Genomic DNA, 16,565 nt, shown 5'->3' on the forward strand with positions numbered 1-16,565 from the left:
GGGGTGGCAGGATCGCCGGCATGCGGGTGGACGACGCGGTTCAGGACGTGCTCGGCGGCGACTGGGTGCAGCGGACGCTGCACCTGCGCCCGGACGCCCAGGGCGACGCGGTCGCCACCCTGGTGCACCGGCGCGACGCGGGGGGCGACAGGGCGCGGCCCGCCGTGCTGTACGTGCACGGCTTCGTCGACTACTTCTTCCAGACGCACGTGGCCGACGCGCTCGCGGACCGCGGCTACGACCTGTACGCCGTGGACCTGCGCGACTACGGCCGGTCCATCCGCGCCGGCCGGGAGCCGAACGACACCCGGTCGCTGGCGGTCTACGCCGAGGAGGTCGACGCCGCGGTCCGCCTCGTGCGGGAGCGGCACGACCGCGTGGTGCTGCTCGGCCACTCGACCGGCGGCCTGATCGCGGCGCTCTGGGCCCAGCACCGGCGGGGGCGGGGACTGGTCGACGCGGTGGTGCTCAACTCGCCGTGGTTGGACGTCCGCGGCTCGTTCGTCGAGCGGACGGTCCTGGCGTGGGCGATCGAGCACGTCGTCGGACGGGTCGCCCCGCGCCTGGTGGTGTCGCACGTCGGTGAGCACTACGGCCACGCGCTGCACGCGGACGGCGGCGGCGAGTGGTCGTACGACCTGGCCTGGAAGCCGTACGCGGGGTTCCCGGTGCGGGCGGGGTTCGTCCGCGCGATCAAGCGCGGCCAGGCCGAGGTCGCGCGCGGGTTGGACATCGACGTGCCGGTGCTGGTGCTCGCCTCGGACGCGGCGGGTCCGGACGACCGGTGGCACGACGGGCTGCTCACCACCGACTCGGTGCTCGACCCGGCGGACATGCGGCGGCTCGCGCCGCGGCTGGGCCGGGACGTCACGTACGAGGAGGTGCCGGGCGGCGCGCACGACCTCGCGCTGTCCCCGCTGCCCGCGCGCACGCGGTACCTCGACGGGGTGGTCGGCTGGCTGGACGTGACGCTGGCGCGCGGCTGACCGGCACCCACGCAGGCGCGGCGGGCGCACCACCCAGCGCCCCGGGGGCCGTGTACTGGTCCGACCATGAGCGACACCGACGTGCACATCCCGGGGACCGCGAACTTCCGCGAGGTCCGCGCGACCGTGGGCGGCGGGTACCGGCTGCGCCCGGGGTACCTGTTCCGCTCCGACGCGCTGTCCCGGCTCGGCCGGGAGGGGCGGGCCGCGCTGACGGCCCTCGGGGTCCGGCGGGTCGTGGACCTGCGCTCCGACCGGGACCGTCGGCTCGGCGGCCGGGACCGGCTCGGCGGGGACGTCGAGGTGGTGCGCGTCCCGATGCTCAGCGGCTCCGCGGCGAGCTTCCTGGGCCGGTGGGAGCTGCGCGACGTCTACCGGGAGATCCTGGTCGGGCACGGGCCCGAGGTGCGCGCGGCGGTGCGCGCCGTCGCGGGGTCGCCCGGGCCGGTCGTCGTGCACTGCACCGCCGGAAAGGACCGCACCGGGATCGTGGTCGCCCTGGTGCTCCTCGTCCTCGGCGCCGACCGCGACGAGGTGGTGGCGGACTACGCCGCGAGCGAGGGGCACCTGGCCGGGGAGTGGACCGACCGCATGCTCCGGCGGCTGCGCCTGCTGGGCGTCCGGCCGGACGCGCGGCTGCGGGCGATGATCGGCAGCAGCCCGGCCGCCGTGCTCCGCGACGAGCTGGCGTGGCTGGACCGCGAGCGGGGCGGGGTCGCGGGCTACCTCGCGTCGGTGGGCGTCGGCGCGGACGACGTGGACCGGCTGCGCGCGACGCTGCTCGTGCCGGCCTGACCGGCCCGACCGGACCGACCGGCCCGCCCGGCCCGACCGGCGGCCGGGGACGGCGGCGCGGGCGTCAGAACAGCGGCCACGGCACCGCGGGCATCTCGCCCTCGGGCCCGGGGAACCGGGGCGCGCGCAGCAGCCGGTCGCACCGCGCGGCGAGCGCGTCGACCTCGGCGGGCGCCAGCAGCGTCGCGAGCAGCCGGCCGAGGTCGCCGTCCAGCCCGACCCGCACCCGCTCGACTCCCGCGACCTCCTCGGCCGCCAGGTCGTCGCCGAGCCAGCCCCACAGCACCGTGCGGAGCCGGGGCTCGACGTGGAAGGTCACGCCGTGGTCGACGCCGAGCCGCCGGCCGTCCGGCATCGGCAGCACGTGGCCGCCCTTGCGGTCCGCGTTGTTCAGCAGGACGTCGAGCACGGCCATCCGGCGCAGCGCGGGGGAGTCCTCGTGCACCAGCGTGACGGGGTCGCCCTGCTCGTCGCCGCCCTCCAGCACGGTGCGCACCCCGTCGGGCACCGTGCCCGAGGGGACGACGTCGACGGGGTCCTGGGCGGCGTCGGGCTCCTGCCAGAGCTGCACCATCCCGCGCCCCAGCGGGCCGTCGCGCAGCCAGGTGTGCGGGACCACACCCCAGCCGGTCGCCTCCGACACGAGGTACGCCGCGACCTCGCGGTTCGCCAGCGTGCCGTCGGGGAAGTCCCACAGCGGCTTCTCGCCGGCGACCGGCTTGTAGACGACCCGCGCGCCCCCGACCTCCGCGAGGAAGGTCGCGTTGGACGCCACGGTGATCCGGCCGAGCACCTCGAGCGGGCCGGACTCGAGGTCGGGCGGCGTCACGGGCATGCGACACATGCTAGGAGCGGGCGCCGACCCGGGCCCGCGCTCCGGAGCCGGGGGCGCCCGTGCCCGTCACACCGGTTCGGCGATCTCGCGCCCGTGCGCGGTCAGCGCCCAGATCACGAACACGTCCAGCGCGATCACGACCAGCGCCCACACCGGGTAGTACGGCAGCCAGGCGAAGGACGCGAGGCCGCTCAGGACGGCCATGATCACACCGATCGTCCGGGCCCAGACCGCGCCGCTGAACACGAAGAACCCCGCGAGCGCGACCACGGCCCCGAGGATCAGGTGCACCCAGCCCCACGAGGTGACGTCGAGCTGGAGGACCCACTCCTCGCCGGCGACGTAGAAGGTGTCGTTGACCAGGGCGACGATGCCCTGGAAGACATGCATGACGCCGATCATGATCATGATGGTGCCGGCGAAGACGGTCATGCCGACCGCCAGGCCGCTGCGACGCTCGCTCATCGCGGTTCCCCTCCCGCTCCGGGCCGACCGGGCCCGGTGGGCCCGCTGCCGGGACCGACGCTAGGGAGGGTCGGGGAGCGGCGGCATCACCCGCGCGGAGTGGCTGCGGGCCGGGGCCGGCCGGTCAGCGGGGGTCGGCCGCGCCGCAGACGTGCCCGTCGGGGTCCATCGGCTCGCCGCACCGCGGGCACGCCGGGCGACCCTGCGCGACGACCCGGCGGGCGCGCTCGGCGAACGCGCGCGCGGAGCCGACGGGCATGCGCAGCACCATCGCCTCCTCGGGCTCCGGGTCCTCCGCCGCCAGGCGCTCGGCCTCCTCCTCGGAGTCGACCAGCACGAGCGGGAACGCCTCGACGACGATCTGCCCGGTGGCCCGGTCGAAGTGCAGGCGCATCTGGCCGAGGCGGAAGTCCTCCTCGACGGGCTGCTCGACCGGGTCCGCGTCCACGAGCTCGGCGAACGCCTCCGCGGGCACGCTGTACGGGTTGCCGTCGGTGGTCATGAGCTCGTCGAGGATCTCGTCGATCTTCTCGGCGAGGGTCGACGCCCACTCCTTCTCCATGGCGACCGAGGTCAGCCGGCGCCCGGTGCGCGCCTGGAGGTAGAAGGTGCGGGCCCCGGGCCGGCCGACGGTGCCGATGACCGCGCGGTCGGGCCAGTCGTGCAGGTGGAGGAGGGTGGCCATGACCCCATGCTAGGAGCGCGGACCGACACCGTCGCGTGCGGCCTCCGCCGCGCCGGCGCCGCCGCCGACCGCCGCGTCCCCCGCGGGCGCCGCGGCGCGCAGCCAGGACAGGTCGCCCGCGTCGGTGTTGGTGGCGACGACCTCCGGCCGCGCCGGCCCGTACCGCACGACCGACACCGACGCCGGGCCGGCGTGCAGGCGCTGGAACAGGTCGAGGTGCATCCCGAGCGCGTCCGCGAGCAGCGCCTTCACCAGGTCGCCGTGCGTGACCGCCGCCCACACCGCGCCGGGTCCGTGCTCGGCCTCGATCGCGGCGTCCTGCTCCCGCACCGCGGCCACCGCGCGCGCCTGCATGGCGGCGAGCGACTCCCCGCCCGGGAACACCGCGGCGGACGGCTGGCCCTGGACGGTGCGCCAGAGCGGCTCGTCGGCGAGCTCCCGCAGCGGCCGGCCCTGCCAGGCGCCGTAGTCGCACTCGGTGAGCCGGTCCTCGACACGCGTCGCCGGCGCCTCCGCCTGCCGGGCCAGCAGCGCCTCGGCCGTCTCCCGGCACCGCTCGAGCGGGCTGGTCACGACGGCGACCAGCGGCACGACGGCGAGCCGCTCGGCGGTGCGCGCGGCCTGCTCGTGCCCGACGGCGTCCAGCAGGACCCCGGGGGTGCGGCCGGCGAGCACGCCGGTGGCGTTCGCGGTGGTGCGCCCGTGGCGGACGAGCAGGACGGTGGCCATGCGGTGCAGCGTAGGCAGGTGCGGGGGCTCGGTGCCGGGCGGGCCGCGCCCGGGCGCGGCGGCGCGGTGGGCTACGGTCGGCCGGTGCGAACGGCGGGAGTGGTCGGCGGCGGCCCGGCGGGGCTGATCGCCGCGGAGGTGCTGGCCGGGGCCGGCGTGGCGGTGACCGTCTACGACCGGATGCCGTCCCCGACGCGCAAGTTCCTGCTCGCCGGTCACGGCGGCCTCAACATCACGCACTCCGAGGGCCGCGACCGCATGCTGCCCCGGTACGGCGACGCCGCCGAGCGCCTCGCGCCGTTCGTGGACGCCTTCACCGCCGACGACCTGCGCGCCTGGTGCGCCGGCCTGGGCGAGGAGACGTTCGTCGGCACGAGCGGCCGGGTGTTCCCGCGGTCGTTTCGGGCGACGCCGCTCGTGCGGGCGTGGCTCGCGCGGCTCGACGCGCTGGGCGTGCGGATCGAGCGGCGGCAGCGCTGGGACGGCTGGGCCGAGGACGGCGCCGGGCTGCGGCTCGTCGGCGTCGGCGGGTCCGTGGACGGCGAGCGCCGGACCGCGCAGCACGACGTCGTGCTGTTCGCGCTCGGCGGGGCGTCCTGGCCGCGGCTCGGCTCCGACGGGTCGTGGGTGCCGGCGTTCGAGGCGCGCGGGGTGGCGACCGCGCCGCTGCGCGCGGCCAACGTGGGCGTCCGGGTCGGCTGGACGCCGGGGTTCGCGGACCGGTTCCAGGGCGTCCCGCTCAAGCACGTCGCGCTGACCGTCCGCGGGCAGGACCGGGCGCCCGTGCGCGGCGACGCGATGGTGACCCGGACCGGCCTGGAGGGCGGGCCGCTGTACGCGGTCGGGGCGGCGGTCCGCGCGGCGCTGGACGCGGGCGGCTGCGTGCTGGAGGTCGACCTGCGCCCGGACACCCCGGCGGAGCGGCTGGCCGAGCGCCTCGCTCGGCGCCGGCCCAAGGACTCCCGGTCGACCTGGCTGCAGCGGTCCGCGGGCCTCGACCCGGTCGCGGTCGGGCTGCTCCGCGAGGCGACCGGCAACGCCGTGCCCGACGACCCGGCGGCGGTGGCGGCGCTGCTCAAGGCGGTGCCCGTCCCCGTGCCCGCGACCATGCCGATCGACCGGGCGATCTCCAGCGCCGGCGGGATCCGCTGGTCCGAGGTGGACGAGCGCCTCATGCTGCGGGCGCTGCCGGGCACGTTCGTGGCGGGGGAGATGCTCGAATGGGAGGCACCCACCGGTGGGTACCTGCTGCAGGCGTCGTTCAGCACCGGGGTCGCCGCGGCGCGGGGGATGCTGGGGTGGCTCGCGGGGCGCTCGGAGCGGATGACGGGAATCGAACCCGCGTAGCCAGTTTGGAAGACTGGGGCTCTACCATTGAGCTACATCCGCGCAGGCCCGCCGGGCGGGCCGCCGGACCAGGGTACCGGCTCGCGCGACCACCACCCGCACCTGCGCGCCCGCACGGCACCCACGCCGCCGCCGGGGGTGCGCGTGGCGCCACTAGACTCCGGCCCGACGGGATGTGGCGCAGGTTGGTAGCGCGTCCGCTTTGGGAGCGGAAGGTCGTGGGTTCGAATCCCGCCATCCCGACCACGGAGGGGTTGGAGGGTTGCCCGCCTCAGAGTTGGGAGGTTGGGCGGCCCTCTGACCTGGGCCGGCGGAAGGTCGGGCAGTTGTCGGCCCCAGATTGCGTCGGAGTGCGCGAGCGGACGCGCTGCGCAGAGAACGTGGTGTCGCCAGCCGCGTGCGAACCACGGACGAGGGCTGGCGACATGCGGTGCCGACGACCAGGCGACCGAACTCGCGTCGATCCGATCGTCGAACGGCCTCCGGCTGCGCGAGCCCGAGGGCGATCGTGTGCGCGTACTCACCCAGGAGGTTCGGCACGGTCGCCCGGCCGCGGCGCTCGCTGCGGAGCGTCCCAACCGGATGCTCAATGCTCAAGGGCCACCAGGCATGGCTCGACGGCCTCATCGCGGCCGCCGCACAGGACGCCGGCCGGCAGGCCTAGCGGTCGCAGCGGGGCGGTGGGAGTCCGGCACGGGGCACCCGGGAGTGGCGCGGACTGGCACCTGCGGGGCGGGGTGGCTCGTCCTAGCGGGTCAGCACTGCGGGCGGCCCGGGATCGACGCGGTCCCGGGCCGAGCGTCGTCTGCGTGAGCCGGTTCGGACTGCCTCAAGCGCACAACAGCGAAGCGCCCGACGAGGCAGATGCTCGCAGGGCGCTCCACCCCGTATTCACCGGTCGGTGGTAGTCCGACGGCGTGAATGGAGCGCGCGGGCGAACTCGAGGATTTCGCGTCGCTTAACGCGCCCATGTCCACCGAACTTGCATCTGACGGACGATGCGTCCGTCCTTCACTGAGAACGCGAAAGTCACGTGTGCAAGGCGAGTGGGCGGGCTGAACATCCTGGTGTCGCGACCTGTGCCCTGCGACCCCGGCGTTGTGCCGGCCAAGGTGAGTCGCGTCGTTGCGCGGCCGCGCCACAGTGCAAGACCCGTGTTGTTGAGCGACACGAGTTTGGTCGTGACGCGGCCGTAGTTCGCCTCCGCCTCGACCACGTAGGCGTCGACTAGTTCAGCTGGTGACTCGAGGCCGAGTTGCTCCAGGGTGAGGCCCTGAACCGAGTCGAGGTACTTGTCCAGGTTGATCTCGGGCGTGCGTGATCGGGCGTCCTGCTTGGCTTGTCGCTTCGAGTCTGCAACCTTCTCGGCGCGCTCCGGGTTGCGCTCTGCCCAGATCCGAAGCGCTTCGGAGTAAGGAACGCCCAACTCCCGCTGGATCTCACGCGCTTCTCGTTGCCGGTAGCGGTAATCGTTCCCCGTCATGACCGGACGGTCCGTGTCGCGGTGTGGTGCGCGGGCGCTGTGGTCAGTGATGATCGCGTCATCGCCGGTCGACCTCTCGTCATGCCCACGCGGTGGTGGGCTGCGGAGGTGGTGTTCCGACTCGTGAAGTGTCGCGCCGGTGCGAGTCACGGCGCAAGGGCATCCCGCGTCGCGTTCGGCACGGCGGGCCCATCGCGTCGAGGCGGCGACCGTCGGCTAGACAGGTCCCTGATCACCACTGGCAAGTCGCTTGGAGCAGGCCGGGCGGTCATTCGTCTCGTCCATGGTCGAGGCCTTCGTGGCCCGCTCGCCGGCTTGCGTGCCGCAGTCGACAGACGCGTCTGCGGGGTGGACGCCGCCAGGGCCTTCTAGCGGCTGATCGGGTGAACTCGAGGTAGAAGTCCCAGGTAGCTGGGGGAGCGGGTGACAGGCTCGCGGGCGAACGGGCTGCGACAGGTTCGCGTTCAGCCGCACGACACGGCGCCTGAAACGGTGCCGAGTAGCCCACGGAGGGGCGACCTGATGACCAGCGCGACCACGGTCCCGCGACGCCACGTGAGCGGGCGAGCGTCTTGATGGGGCCCACGCACTACGACGTTCTCGGGGTCGGCCGTGACGCCAGCGACGTGGAGGTGCGCCGGGCGTATCACTCCGGAGCTCGGGCGACCCATCCGGACCAGAACCCAAACGCACACGAGTCCCTGTTCGTGCTCATCCGCCGTGCCTATGAGGTCCTATCTGACCCGACGAAGCGTGCCCGCTACGACGCGTTCCTTGCCGGTTCCATCGCGACGCGGCACAACCAGCCGGGCACCAGTGCCTCAGATCGCGAGCACGCCGAGCGCTCGTCCCCGACGTATTCGGCCGCCGCGGCCCCGCCGCCGGCGAAGGACGATCCGGGCCGAACCGCGCCGACGGCCGAGGTTGCGCCCGTCCGCCGATGGCCGCGCTCCGGGCTGATCGCGGGCGGCGTAGGCCTCACCGTTCTGCTGGCGTTCGCGGTGGTTCCGGCCACGCGTGACGCGTACGGCTCCATCCTCTGGATCCAGTTCGTCGGGCTCGCCGTCGCCACGTGGATCGCCGTGCGAGGGCGTCCTGTCGGGGCGTACTCGATCGCGGGACTCCACCTGGCGTTCATCGCCACCGCGATCCTGGTCGGCACGCTCGACGGCCACGTCGACGAGGCGTGGATGCTCGTCGCGCAGTCCTTGGCCCTGGGCGCCTTCGTGTTCGGCGCCGTCCGGGTTCGCTCACGGATGCCGCCGGCTGTCCGGAAGGGCGCAAGGGTGGCCGACGGCGTGCCCCGATACGGGTCCCCGGGGCACACGTGGAAACGGCTCGGCTGCCTGCGTTGGATCGTCGCGTTCGTCCTGGCTTCGTCAGTGGCCGCACTCCCGGCCGCTCTCATCGCCGAGCCGGTGATCTGGCTGACTCACATGCAGCAGGGCCCCGCCACCACGGTGCGGTTCGGAACACTGATGGTCTGCCTCGCGCTGTGCCTGTGGGGCGCGTCGTGGACCTACGGCAGGATCGCCCGGAAGCCGGCGTTCTGGTGTCAGAGCTGCGGCGTCCGGACCGATCCGCAGTTCCGCGTCTGCCGCGCCTGCGGACGAGTCAAGCCACCCGCCTAGCGAGATCGGGCGACCTCGAACTCTGACTGGCCCGGGCGGCCAACCCCTGAAGGACGGCACTGGCTACACTTCTCGTGCTGTGCGACGGCTCGGCTGGGTCAGGGGCTCGTGTGGGCGGGTTCGAGTCCCGCCGCCCTAGCAGTACTGGCCGCTGTATCCATCATCGTCGGGATTCTGTTCGTGGTCTTCCGCGCCGTCATCGCCAGGATTCTCTGGCACGAAGGGATGGTGATGCGAATGGTTCGACTCGTCACCCTCGAGGTCATCGTGTCTCTGTTCGGATCGGGTGTAGCACGAGCCTTTGGCCGAACCGAGCCGTCGCACAGCTGAGCAGCGGGCCCGTATCCGGTCGCGGGGCTCGTGTCGCGCTACGGCGCGTGGGGATGCTGGCGGTGTGGCCAGTGCCGATCGCGTCATCGCCGGGCGATCCCACGGCGTGCTCGCCTGGCGGCGGGCTGCGGAGGCGGTGTTCGACTCGTGCAGTTCGCGCCGGGACGGGCTTCGGCGGAAGTGCGTCCCGGCCGTCTCTACCGACGGCTCTGATGAAGTGCGTACATGTCACGCAAAGCCGCGACCAGTCGCCGCCTGCCCTCCGTCAGGGTGTCGACAGCGGCGTCGCGCCGCTCGAACGGCCACTCCCGAGGCACGTCGAGGACATCGTGCTGGGGCGTACCGCCGGGTTCCCGCCCTTTGGTCCACATGAGGTTGCCGAGCGCCCGGGCGAAGTCACTGGTTGCGTCCTCGACTTCTTGCCACGCTGCGGCGAGCTCCGCGTCGGCGACTACCCGCGGATCGATCTCCCACCGCTCCCGCCGAGCGTCCAGGTCGCGGCTGTGCCGCACAGGGAATCGGTTGAAGTCCGCGTGGTTCACCAGGAAGTCGAACAGCTCGCTGTCGAGCGTCATACCCTGCAGCCGCTCGTCGATCAGCGCGATGTCCTTGCTCAGGTCGCGGGCTCGCTGCTCAGCCGCGGACGTGGCCACCGCCGCGACGAGCTCCGACTCGAGGGCTTTCGCGCGCGTGCGCGCGGACTCCGTGAGCTCGAGCACGACGATCACCGCGGTCAGACAGATCACGGCGAGCAACCAGCCGAGCAGGCCGTTGCGATCCGCGACGGCACGCAGACCCGGCACGAAGACAAACGCGAGGCCGATGACGCCGCCGATGGTGCTGGTCCAAGTTACGGCGGACTTGAGGAACCTCTCGAGATGACCCACGCGGGCAGGCTACCTGCGACAGCCCTGGGGTCTGACCTGCGTCAGCGCTCGCGTGGCGGTCGAGAGGCGGCGGACGTCCCGACCCCGCCGGCCCAGCCATGGTGAGTGCGTCGGCAGCGGCACTCGATGCCTCTGTTGGGGCACTCGCCAGCGCCCGGTCAGGACGACGTGCAAGACGTTCCGACGGGCCCTGTAGAGAACGAACCCGAGCAGACGGCGCTGCGCCGGCCCGGTGCGATTAGTGACACAAGCGCAGCGAGCCCCTGCGGCCGTGGACCCTCGGCTGTCTGTCCGCCGCAGCTCGCACAGACCCGCGCGATCCGGCGAGCACCAATCACTCATCCGAGCGTCCGAGATGACGATGGCATTGGTGTCGGCTGAGCAGCACGAAGGCGCCGACACGCCGTCGTGCGGAGCCGCAGCCGACCGTGCGGCGGTTGCAAGTACCCTCCCCGCAGGCTGGGTGAAGAGGCAGGACGACTGATGGCTGACGCGACGACGACACCGCTGCCGCTGTCCCTGGTGAACCGGCGGGGCTTTCTCGACCTGTTCTACGAGCCCGTCTCCACGAATGTGCATGTCAAGACGGCCGTGCACCTGCACGTCTTGCGGGTGGACGGCGGCAACTTCGCGCTGCCCGATCTCTACCGAGAGCTGAGCAACGCCGCGCTGGGCTACGTGCTGTCCCGCAGAAACCTCCAGCAGCTGCGAGTCGGTGACATGAGCCGGACCGTCGAGGTCGTCAACAAGGTCCAATCGCAGTTCCGGCGTCCGGACCCGAACGCGGGGGAGGGTGGCGAGGTACTGCTCTACGCGCTCCTCGAGGGCCACCTGGGCGCCCCCAAGGTGTTGTCCAAGATGGAGCTCAAGACGGCACCGAACCACTACGTCAACGGGGCGGACGGCGTTCATCTCCTCAGTGACGCAGATGGCACGTTCCAGTTGATCTTCGGTGAGTCGAAACTGTACGGGGACCTCAAGGGCGAACCGCGGTCCAGCGCGCCACGGGCGATACGAGCCGCATTCAAGTCCATCGCCAACGTACACGAGAACGGCTTCCGCTTCGACACGTGGCTCGTCGAATCCCAACTTCTCAAGGAAGTGCTGGACCCCGAGCACCTCGTCATGCTTGAGCGCATCCTGCTTCCTGCTGCTGCCGGCGAAAGCGCCGTATCGAAAACCAATGCGTTCGGCATCCTCATCGGCTTCGAGATCGACGCGCAGTCGATCGCGTTCGAGGACCTCACGACGCCGCAGATCGAGGAAGCGCTCCGAGATGCGGCGGGACAGATGGTCCAAGAGAACATCGGTCTCATATCGTCGGAGATCAAGGATCGTGCACTTGGCGGGTATCCTTTTCACATCTACGCCGTGCCATTCCTGAAGACGACGGTGCGCGGAGTTCAGCGAGGTGTCGAGTCTGTTCGAGTCGACATGGTCAATGCTCTCCGAAACGACACGGGAGGCGAGGAGTGAGCGGCGAATCGGCGGCGACTCGGCTGGGCGAGGTGATCGTCGAACGCCCGCACTTCCGCGATGTGCTGGGTCAGCTAGAGTCAGCCGTTGCCTCCGCATTCCTCACGGGAGAAAGTGCGGACGTCATCGAGTCCGATGTGGTGATCGCACTCCTTCGCTATGCTGACCTCCTGTCCCACTCGGATCTGCACGGGCACCAAGATCTCGCTTACAGCGTCATCGCGCTTCTTCATGAGTACGAGGACCTCGTAGGTCTCGACTCAGGACTCTCGGACCAAGTTCTCGCGGTCTCTGAGGCGATTCTCGTCAAACTGGGCAACTTTCCAGGCATCGAGACCCTTCAAAAGGGCGAAGGCAGCAAGTTCGCCCTTCCGCTGTCGCGCGCGCTCGAGCGGGCGGTCAAGGAGGTCCACCACGCAACCGCGAGCGGCAAGAGCGTCCTGACAGACAGCCAGTATGAAATCGCATCCCAGTTGCGTGACGCCGACTTCTTCAGTTTTTCCGGGCCCACGTCGCTCGGCAAGTCTTTCATCCTGAAGGACCTGCTTTATGACGTCATGCGTCGAGCCGAGATGGACGGGACCGCTGTCGTCGTTCTCGTGCCGACCAAGGCGCTGGTCAACCAGGCGGCCACTGACCTGAGGCGGCTGTTTCGCGACGTCCCAGCGGTGAATGTTGCAACCTACCCGGTACTTCACCGGATTCTTCGCGATCGCCACCCGAGGTCCGTCTTCGTCCTGACGCCAGAGCGGCTCATTAGGTACCTCGCCTCACCCGTGCGGCCGCTCCGCTACTTGATCGTCGACGAGGCGCAGAAGGTCGTCGCCGACCGGGACTCGCGCAGCCCGCTGTACTATCACGCGATCCTGGAGAGCACGCAGGCATTTGCGACCCGGCTGATCTTCTCATCGCCGGCGATCGCGAACCCCGAGCTGTTCCTCGACCTCTTCCAGAAGTCCAACGAGGGCTCGATCGCCGTACGGACCCGCACGGTTGCGCAGCAGCGATACTTCGTCGATCTGGTGGAAGGAGCCCAGTTCCGCATCTCGTCGCTCAGCGGCGAGGCCGCTTCTTCAGACCTGCCGCTTCGCGCAAGCAGCTCGGTCGGCGTGATCACCCAGCTGACCGGCGACCGCAAGGCGATCGTGTACGTGAACAGCACGGGCAAGGCTTCGGAGCTGGCCCTGGAACTGGCGCACGGCCTGCCGGTTCTCGAGGACAGTGCGCTGAAGTCGCTCGGAAAGTACGTCGAGAAGTACGTCCACAAAGACTACTTCCTCGCGGAGTGCCTCAAGCGCGGCGTGGCGTTTCATCATGGGAAGATGCCGCAGGAGGTCAGGGAGAAGCTCGAAGCGCTGTTCGCCTCGCCGGGCTCGTCCTTGCGGTACATGGTGTGCACGTCGACACTGCTCGAGGGCGTGAATCTTCCCGCCAAGAACATATTCATCATGAGCGACAAGCACGGGACGTCGCAGTTGGGGAAGATCGATTTCGACAACCTGGCGGGTCGTGCCGGGCGTCTTACTTTCGACTTCTCAGGCAACGTCGTGGTCGTCCGAGACGACCCGAATCGTTGGGCTTCGTCCACGCGCGGTTTGCTCAACGTCTCCGAGCCCGTTCGGGTCTCAAGCTTCCTCACGGACAAGAACCGAGCCAAGCGCAAGAACTTCACCGACATGGCTCGGATCCTGCGCGGTGAAGATCTCCCCAAGGGCACGTCCGCAGATGCGGCTCGAACGGCGCAGCACTATGCATCGGTCCTTCTCGTCCACCACCTGGACGCTCGGTCGTCGCCTCTGCGCAACACCTTCATCGACCGAGTAGCGGGAGGCTCGACGCTCCTCGACGACGCAACGCGAGGCCTGAGCATCCCTGCCACCCTGTTGCGGAGGTCGCCGAGCATCTTGCCGGTCTTCCAGGACAGGGTGTGGCGCATGCTGAACTCCGGGGCGACCGTCGAGCCGCTGCTCAGTGACGGTGATCCTGTGAACGCGGACACCTTCCATGCGATCCTGCGTCGCCTCGCCGATCTCTACGACTGGCGTTCGCAGGAATCGCGCGGAAACGATTCTCTCGTATCGCAAGGGTCGGCGCCTGCTGCCTTCGACCGGCGCCTGCGCTACTGGGCGATACTCATGAATTCGTGGGTGAGGGGTCTCCCTCTCAGCCTGATCATCCGGAACGCGCTGGATTACTACCGTGAACGCGGTCAGCTCGGGTATCGCAACTACGCCAAGGGTGGCGCTTTTGAGTTGGTCCCGTTCGATCCCGCTTCCCGCGCGCATATCAACATCGTGATCGAGGAGACGTTACGCAATCTGGAGACGGGTCTTCGGTTCAAGATCATCGGGTACCTGCAGAACTATCAAGACCTCAGCAGGGCGGCTCTGGGTACGGAGGCAACCGGAATCAGCGTGGCGGACCTGATCGAATACGGGACCACCGACGCGCGCGTCGTGGAGCTGCAGGAGATCGGGTTCAGCCGCGGGGTTGCCAACCGTTTGATTGAAGAATTCAGCGACTACCTCTCGTACGACGAGGCCGGCGTCATCGCAGGGATCGACGCGCGCGGGCTGATGTCTGTGATGGAACCCGAAGAAGACGCGTACATCGAGGTCGACGGTCTCTTCGGTATGAGCGCTCCGACAACGGGACCGGCGATGTGACCGAGCATGGGAGCGGCTCGTCGCGGTGCGGGACGCACAGCCTGTGCCGACGTCCACGCGGTTCCGTCGCGGAGCGGAGGGCGTTCGAGGCCCGGGAACGTGCACCGAGTGGCGTGGCGCCTCGGCGGGAACGACGTTCCCGCGTGCGGTGGCGGTGGCGACCTGGGATTGGACCGCGGACAGGCCTGATCCGGGTGTCGTGAGGCTGCTCGGCTACCGATGCTCGCCCCGTCGCAGCACGGGGCTTTCGACGGTGCCGCGGCCGACTCGATGACCCGGGTATGCCCTTTCGACACGATCACGCTCTCACGACGGAAGGTTCGAGGTAGGACACCTGCGGCGTACCGCGGCGCGTGACTCCCGAGATGTGCCGTAGGGGTGACGCGCGTACCCCGCGTCTCGCGGACCTCGCGATCGAGCAAGTCCGGGCTGGCGGCTGCGCGGCAGAGCCACACGTCACTCGCCGTGGGAGGTCATGACGGCCGCCGGAACCGCCGGCCGGCCCTGAAGGAGAACACTGTGTCCTGCTCGATCGGCGCCGTCGGCGGCAGCTACTCCGCGCCCGTGCTCGCCCCCGTCTCGTCGCCGCGCCCCGCTGCGGCGCCCGCGCCGTCCCCGGCGCCCGTCCTGCCGTCGAGCGGCGTGCTCGACGTCTTCGCCTGACCGCGGGCCTGGGCGCAGTGGCTTCTCGGCCGCCCCGCCCGGGCGCTGCCACCGGAGCGCGGAAGAAGCACGTGCTCAGCCGACGAGCTGGTGCCACACCACCTGCACGAGCGCGACGAGGCCGAGGGACCCGCTCGTGGTCAGCACCAGGAGGCGGCCGCCGCGCGGCTTCTGACGGCGACGAGCGGGGGCGTTCATCACCCAGATCAGCACCGCCGTGTTCAGGGTCCGCTTGTAGGAGCCGGTGACCTCCGGGTCCAGCTGGGGAACCTTCATCGTCATCACCTCCACCGTCTGTCGGGACCCCGTGCGGTCATCAGGGTCGACCCCGTTGACGCGCGTTGTCGAGGCGCTACGCTGGACCACGAACAACCGATTGAGCCACCCGCCCACGACCGCGCAGATGGAGCACGGATAGCGCGGACCAGGTGGCTCAATCCGTTCCGGCCGAGGGGACAGACACGATGGCGCCGGTTGACCCGAGCGCGAGGGTTCCGGCCCGGGTCCGGCGCATCCAGGCCATCGAGGGCGCTCTCGATCGAGCCGGCAACGCCTACCGGGTGCTGCGTGAGGCGCACCCCGCCGCTCCGGACCGGATCGTGGTCCGTCGCCGCTTCGTGGAACGGCGTACCCCGCTGGGGGGTGAGGTCGCAGACCGCGGAAGGGGCGGGCGAGGTAACCCGGATCTCTGGCCACCGGCCTCGCGGCTGGTCGCTCCCAGGGGCGTCGCCCTGAAGATGGAGCTGGCGCTGCTGTTCGCGGTCCAGCACCAGGTGCGTGGCGCCCTGCTGCCGCCTCTCGAAGGCTCGGACGGCCACCCCGGGCTGCTCGATCTCGTGGTGCCGCCGGCGACCGGATCCGACGCGGAGTCCCGGTTCGTCGCGACGCCGCGGGTCAACCGGTTGCGGCAGGCCAAGCAGGCGCTCGCGCGACTGGAACGCGAGGGCCTGCTCGAGAGCGACGGCGGGCGGGGGAACGCGCGCCGCTACTGGATGATGGAGGAGACCGCCGTCGGCGACGGGCCTACCGCGAAGCGCTACATCAGGCCCACGAACGCCGCGACGTTCACGCTGCCGGTGGAGTTCTACACCCAGGGCTGGATCCACCTGCTGGACGACAGCGAGCTCGCGGCGCTGCTGATGTTCCTGGTACGCCAGGAGCAGGCAGGAGAAGGGCTGGGGTTCAAGGTCCTCGGCGAACACCGTTTGCGGCAGTTCTGCCTCGCCCGCGACACCCTGGACCGGCACGTCTTCCTCGAGGACGTCGGGCTGCTGCGCCACGTCCCCGCGGACTCCCGGCGCGCGGACGGCACCGTGGTGGACGCCCGCACCGGTGCACCGCTGGAGCCCCACACCTACTGGACCGTCCCGGAGGGCCTCCAAGCGCCCGCCCTGAACGCGGTGCTCGCGGCGATCGCCTAGTGGTCCCCACAGCGCAGCGGCGTGCAGGATCAGTCCGGTACGCGGGCGAGCGACGAGCTCACCGCCCTGCTCGCCGAAGGGAACGAGGCGGACGGGCTCGCTGGGAGTTGCCCTGTCTCCCGTCCGCGCCACGGCCGTGACTCCGAGTACTGCAGGAGACCGAGGA

Annotated in this window: 15 protein-coding genes and 2 tRNA genes; 9 read left to right on the forward strand and 8 right to left on the reverse strand. The window is 70.9% G+C overall.

Annotation, left to right across the window (positions count from 1 at the left end; translation table 11 throughout):
* Positions 1-20: 20 nt before the first annotated feature.
* Both MHY85_RS10370 and MHY85_RS10375 read left to right on the forward strand, forming a co-directional pair.
* Entirely contained in the window at positions 21-986 is a 966-nt protein-coding gene (locus MHY85_RS10370) for an alpha/beta hydrolase (protein ID WP_239196104.1), read from the forward strand.
* 66 nt (positions 987-1,052) lie between these two features.
* Positions 1,053-1,781, forward strand: coding sequence for a tyrosine-protein phosphatase (locus MHY85_RS10375; RefSeq protein ID WP_239196076.1), 729 nt, complete (start codon positions 1,053-1,055; stop codon positions 1,779-1,781).
* 64 nt (positions 1,782-1,845) lie between these two features.
* On the opposite strand, the gene MHY85_RS10380 is transcribed toward MHY85_RS10375, so the two are convergent.
* From MHY85_RS10380 to MHY85_RS10395, 4 genes are all read right to left on the reverse strand, one after another.
* The gene (locus MHY85_RS10380; RefSeq protein ID WP_374233407.1) at positions 1,846-2,610 is read right to left on the reverse strand and encodes an SCO1664 family protein; all 765 of its coding nucleotides are present in this window, start codon (positions 2,608-2,610) and stop codon (positions 1,846-1,848) included.
* Between the two features lie 72 nt (positions 2,611-2,682).
* Entirely contained in the window at positions 2,683-3,081 is a 399-nt protein-coding gene (locus MHY85_RS10385; protein WP_239196078.1) for a hypothetical protein, read from the reverse strand.
* A gap of 124 nt (positions 3,082-3,205) precedes the next feature.
* Entirely contained in the window at positions 3,206-3,766 is a 561-nt protein-coding gene (locus MHY85_RS10390; protein ID WP_239196079.1) for a DUF3090 domain-containing protein, read from the reverse strand.
* A 9-nt stretch (positions 3,767-3,775) separates the two neighbouring features.
* Positions 3,776-4,495 carry an MSMEG_4193 family putative phosphomutase gene (locus MHY85_RS10395; protein ID WP_239196080.1) on the reverse strand — a complete coding sequence of 240 codons (720 nt, stop codon included), beginning with the start codon at positions 4,493-4,495 and terminating at the stop codon, positions 3,776-3,778.
* Positions 4,496-4,579: 84 nt separating this feature from the next.
* Between MHY85_RS10395 and MHY85_RS10400 the strand changes: the two genes are divergently transcribed.
* Positions 4,580-5,842 carry a TIGR03862 family flavoprotein gene (locus MHY85_RS10400; protein WP_239196081.1) on the forward strand — a complete coding sequence of 421 codons (1,263 nt, stop codon included), beginning with the start codon at positions 4,580-4,582 and terminating at the stop codon, positions 5,840-5,842.
* Here the strand turns inward: MHY85_RS10400 and MHY85_RS10405 are convergent.
* Positions 5,814-5,884 (reverse strand) — tRNA-Gly (locus tag MHY85_RS10405). The two genes, MHY85_RS10400 and MHY85_RS10405, sit on opposite strands and share 29 nt — an antisense overlap.
* A 127-nt stretch (positions 5,885-6,011) precedes the next feature.
* On the opposite strand from MHY85_RS10405, the gene MHY85_RS10410 reads away from it, so the two are divergent.
* Positions 6,012-6,088: transfer RNA gene (locus MHY85_RS10410), tRNA-Pro, on the forward strand.
* Between the two features lie 712 nt (positions 6,089-6,800).
* Here the strand turns inward: MHY85_RS10410 and MHY85_RS10415 are convergent.
* Positions 6,801-7,325, reverse strand: a complete 525-nt coding sequence (locus MHY85_RS10415) for a hypothetical protein (protein WP_239196082.1) — start codon at positions 7,323-7,325, stop codon at positions 6,801-6,803.
* A gap of 575 nt (positions 7,326-7,900) precedes the next feature.
* On the opposite strand from MHY85_RS10415, the gene MHY85_RS10420 reads away from it, so the two are divergent.
* Entirely contained in the window at positions 7,901-8,956 is a 1,056-nt protein-coding gene (locus tag MHY85_RS10420) for a J domain-containing protein (RefSeq protein ID WP_239196083.1), read from the forward strand.
* Between the two features lie 527 nt (positions 8,957-9,483).
* Here MHY85_RS10420 and MHY85_RS10425 read toward each other — a convergent pair.
* Positions 9,484-10,173, reverse strand: coding sequence for a hypothetical protein (locus MHY85_RS10425; protein WP_239196084.1), 690 nt, complete (start codon positions 10,171-10,173; stop codon positions 9,484-9,486).
* 483 nt (positions 10,174-10,656) lie between these two features.
* On the opposite strand from MHY85_RS10425, the gene MHY85_RS10430 reads away from it, so the two are divergent.
* From MHY85_RS10430 to MHY85_RS10440, 3 genes are all read left to right on the forward strand, one after another.
* Entirely contained in the window at positions 10,657-11,649 is a 993-nt protein-coding gene (locus tag MHY85_RS10430; protein ID WP_239196085.1) for a DUF1837 domain-containing protein, read from the forward strand.
* Entirely contained in the window at positions 11,646-14,315 is a 2,670-nt protein-coding gene (locus MHY85_RS10435) for a DEAD/DEAH box helicase (RefSeq protein WP_239196086.1), read from the forward strand. Before MHY85_RS10430 ends, MHY85_RS10435 begins: the two co-directional genes overlap by 4 nt.
* Before the next feature lie 519 nt (positions 14,316-14,834).
* Positions 14,835-14,978: a hypothetical protein gene (locus MHY85_RS10440; protein WP_239196087.1), complete on the forward strand. Its 144-nt coding sequence runs from the start codon at positions 14,835-14,837 to the stop codon at positions 14,976-14,978.
* A gap of 75 nt (positions 14,979-15,053) precedes the next feature.
* Here MHY85_RS10440 and MHY85_RS10445 read toward each other — a convergent pair whose 3' ends face one another.
* The gene (locus tag MHY85_RS10445) at positions 15,054-15,254 is read right to left on the reverse strand and encodes a hypothetical protein (protein ID WP_239196088.1); all 201 of its coding nucleotides are present in this window, start codon (positions 15,252-15,254) and stop codon (positions 15,054-15,056) included.
* A 461-nt stretch (positions 15,255-15,715) separates the two neighbouring features.
* Here MHY85_RS10445 and MHY85_RS10450 point away from each other — a divergent pair, with 461 nt between their 5' ends.
* Positions 15,716-16,399 (forward strand): hypothetical protein, encoded by a 684-nt coding sequence (locus MHY85_RS10450; RefSeq protein ID WP_239196089.1) that lies wholly within the window; start codon positions 15,716-15,718, stop codon positions 16,397-16,399.
* The last annotated feature ends 166 nt before the right edge of the window (positions 16,400-16,565 follow it).

The organism is Cellulomonas sp. ACRRI (genome assembly GCF_022346185.1).
Lineage (GTDB): Bacteria > Actinomycetota > Actinomycetes > Actinomycetales > Cellulomonadaceae > Cellulomonas.

What these genes read in the sequence shown, in the direction of transcription:
- MHY85_RS10370 (WP_239196104.1), top strand. Translation starts at nt 21, where the DNA reads ATGCGGGTGGACGACGCGGTTCAGGACGTGCTCGGCGGCGACTGGGTG.
- MHY85_RS10375 (WP_239196076.1), top strand. Translation starts at nt 1,053, where the DNA reads ATGAGCGACACCGACGTGCACATCCCGGGGACCGCGAACTTCCGCGAG.
- MHY85_RS10385 (WP_239196078.1), bottom strand. Translation starts at nt 3,081, where the DNA reads ATGAGCGAGCGTCGCAGCGGCCTGGCGGTCGGCATGACCGTCTTCGCC.
- MHY85_RS10390 (WP_239196079.1), bottom strand. Translation starts at nt 3,766, where the DNA reads ATGGCCACCCTCCTCCACCTGCACGACTGGCCCGACCGCGCGGTCATC.
- MHY85_RS10395 (WP_239196080.1), bottom strand. Translation starts at nt 4,495, where the DNA reads ATGGCCACCGTCCTGCTCGTCCGCCACGGGCGCACCACCGCGAACGCC.
- MHY85_RS10415 (WP_239196082.1), bottom strand. Translation starts at nt 7,325, where the DNA reads ATGACGGGGAACGATTACCGCTACCGGCAACGAGAAGCGCGTGAGATC.
- MHY85_RS10420 (WP_239196083.1), top strand. Translation starts at nt 7,901, where the DNA reads ATGGGGCCCACGCACTACGACGTTCTCGGGGTCGGCCGTGACGCCAGC.
- MHY85_RS10430 (WP_239196085.1), top strand. Translation starts at nt 10,657, where the DNA reads ATGGCTGACGCGACGACGACACCGCTGCCGCTGTCCCTGGTGAACCGG.
- MHY85_RS10445 (WP_239196088.1), bottom strand. Translation starts at nt 15,254, where the DNA reads ATGAAGGTTCCCCAGCTGGACCCGGAGGTCACCGGCTCCTACAAGCGG.
- MHY85_RS10450 (WP_239196089.1), top strand. Translation starts at nt 15,716, where the DNA reads ATGGAGCTGGCGCTGCTGTTCGCGGTCCAGCACCAGGTGCGTGGCGCC.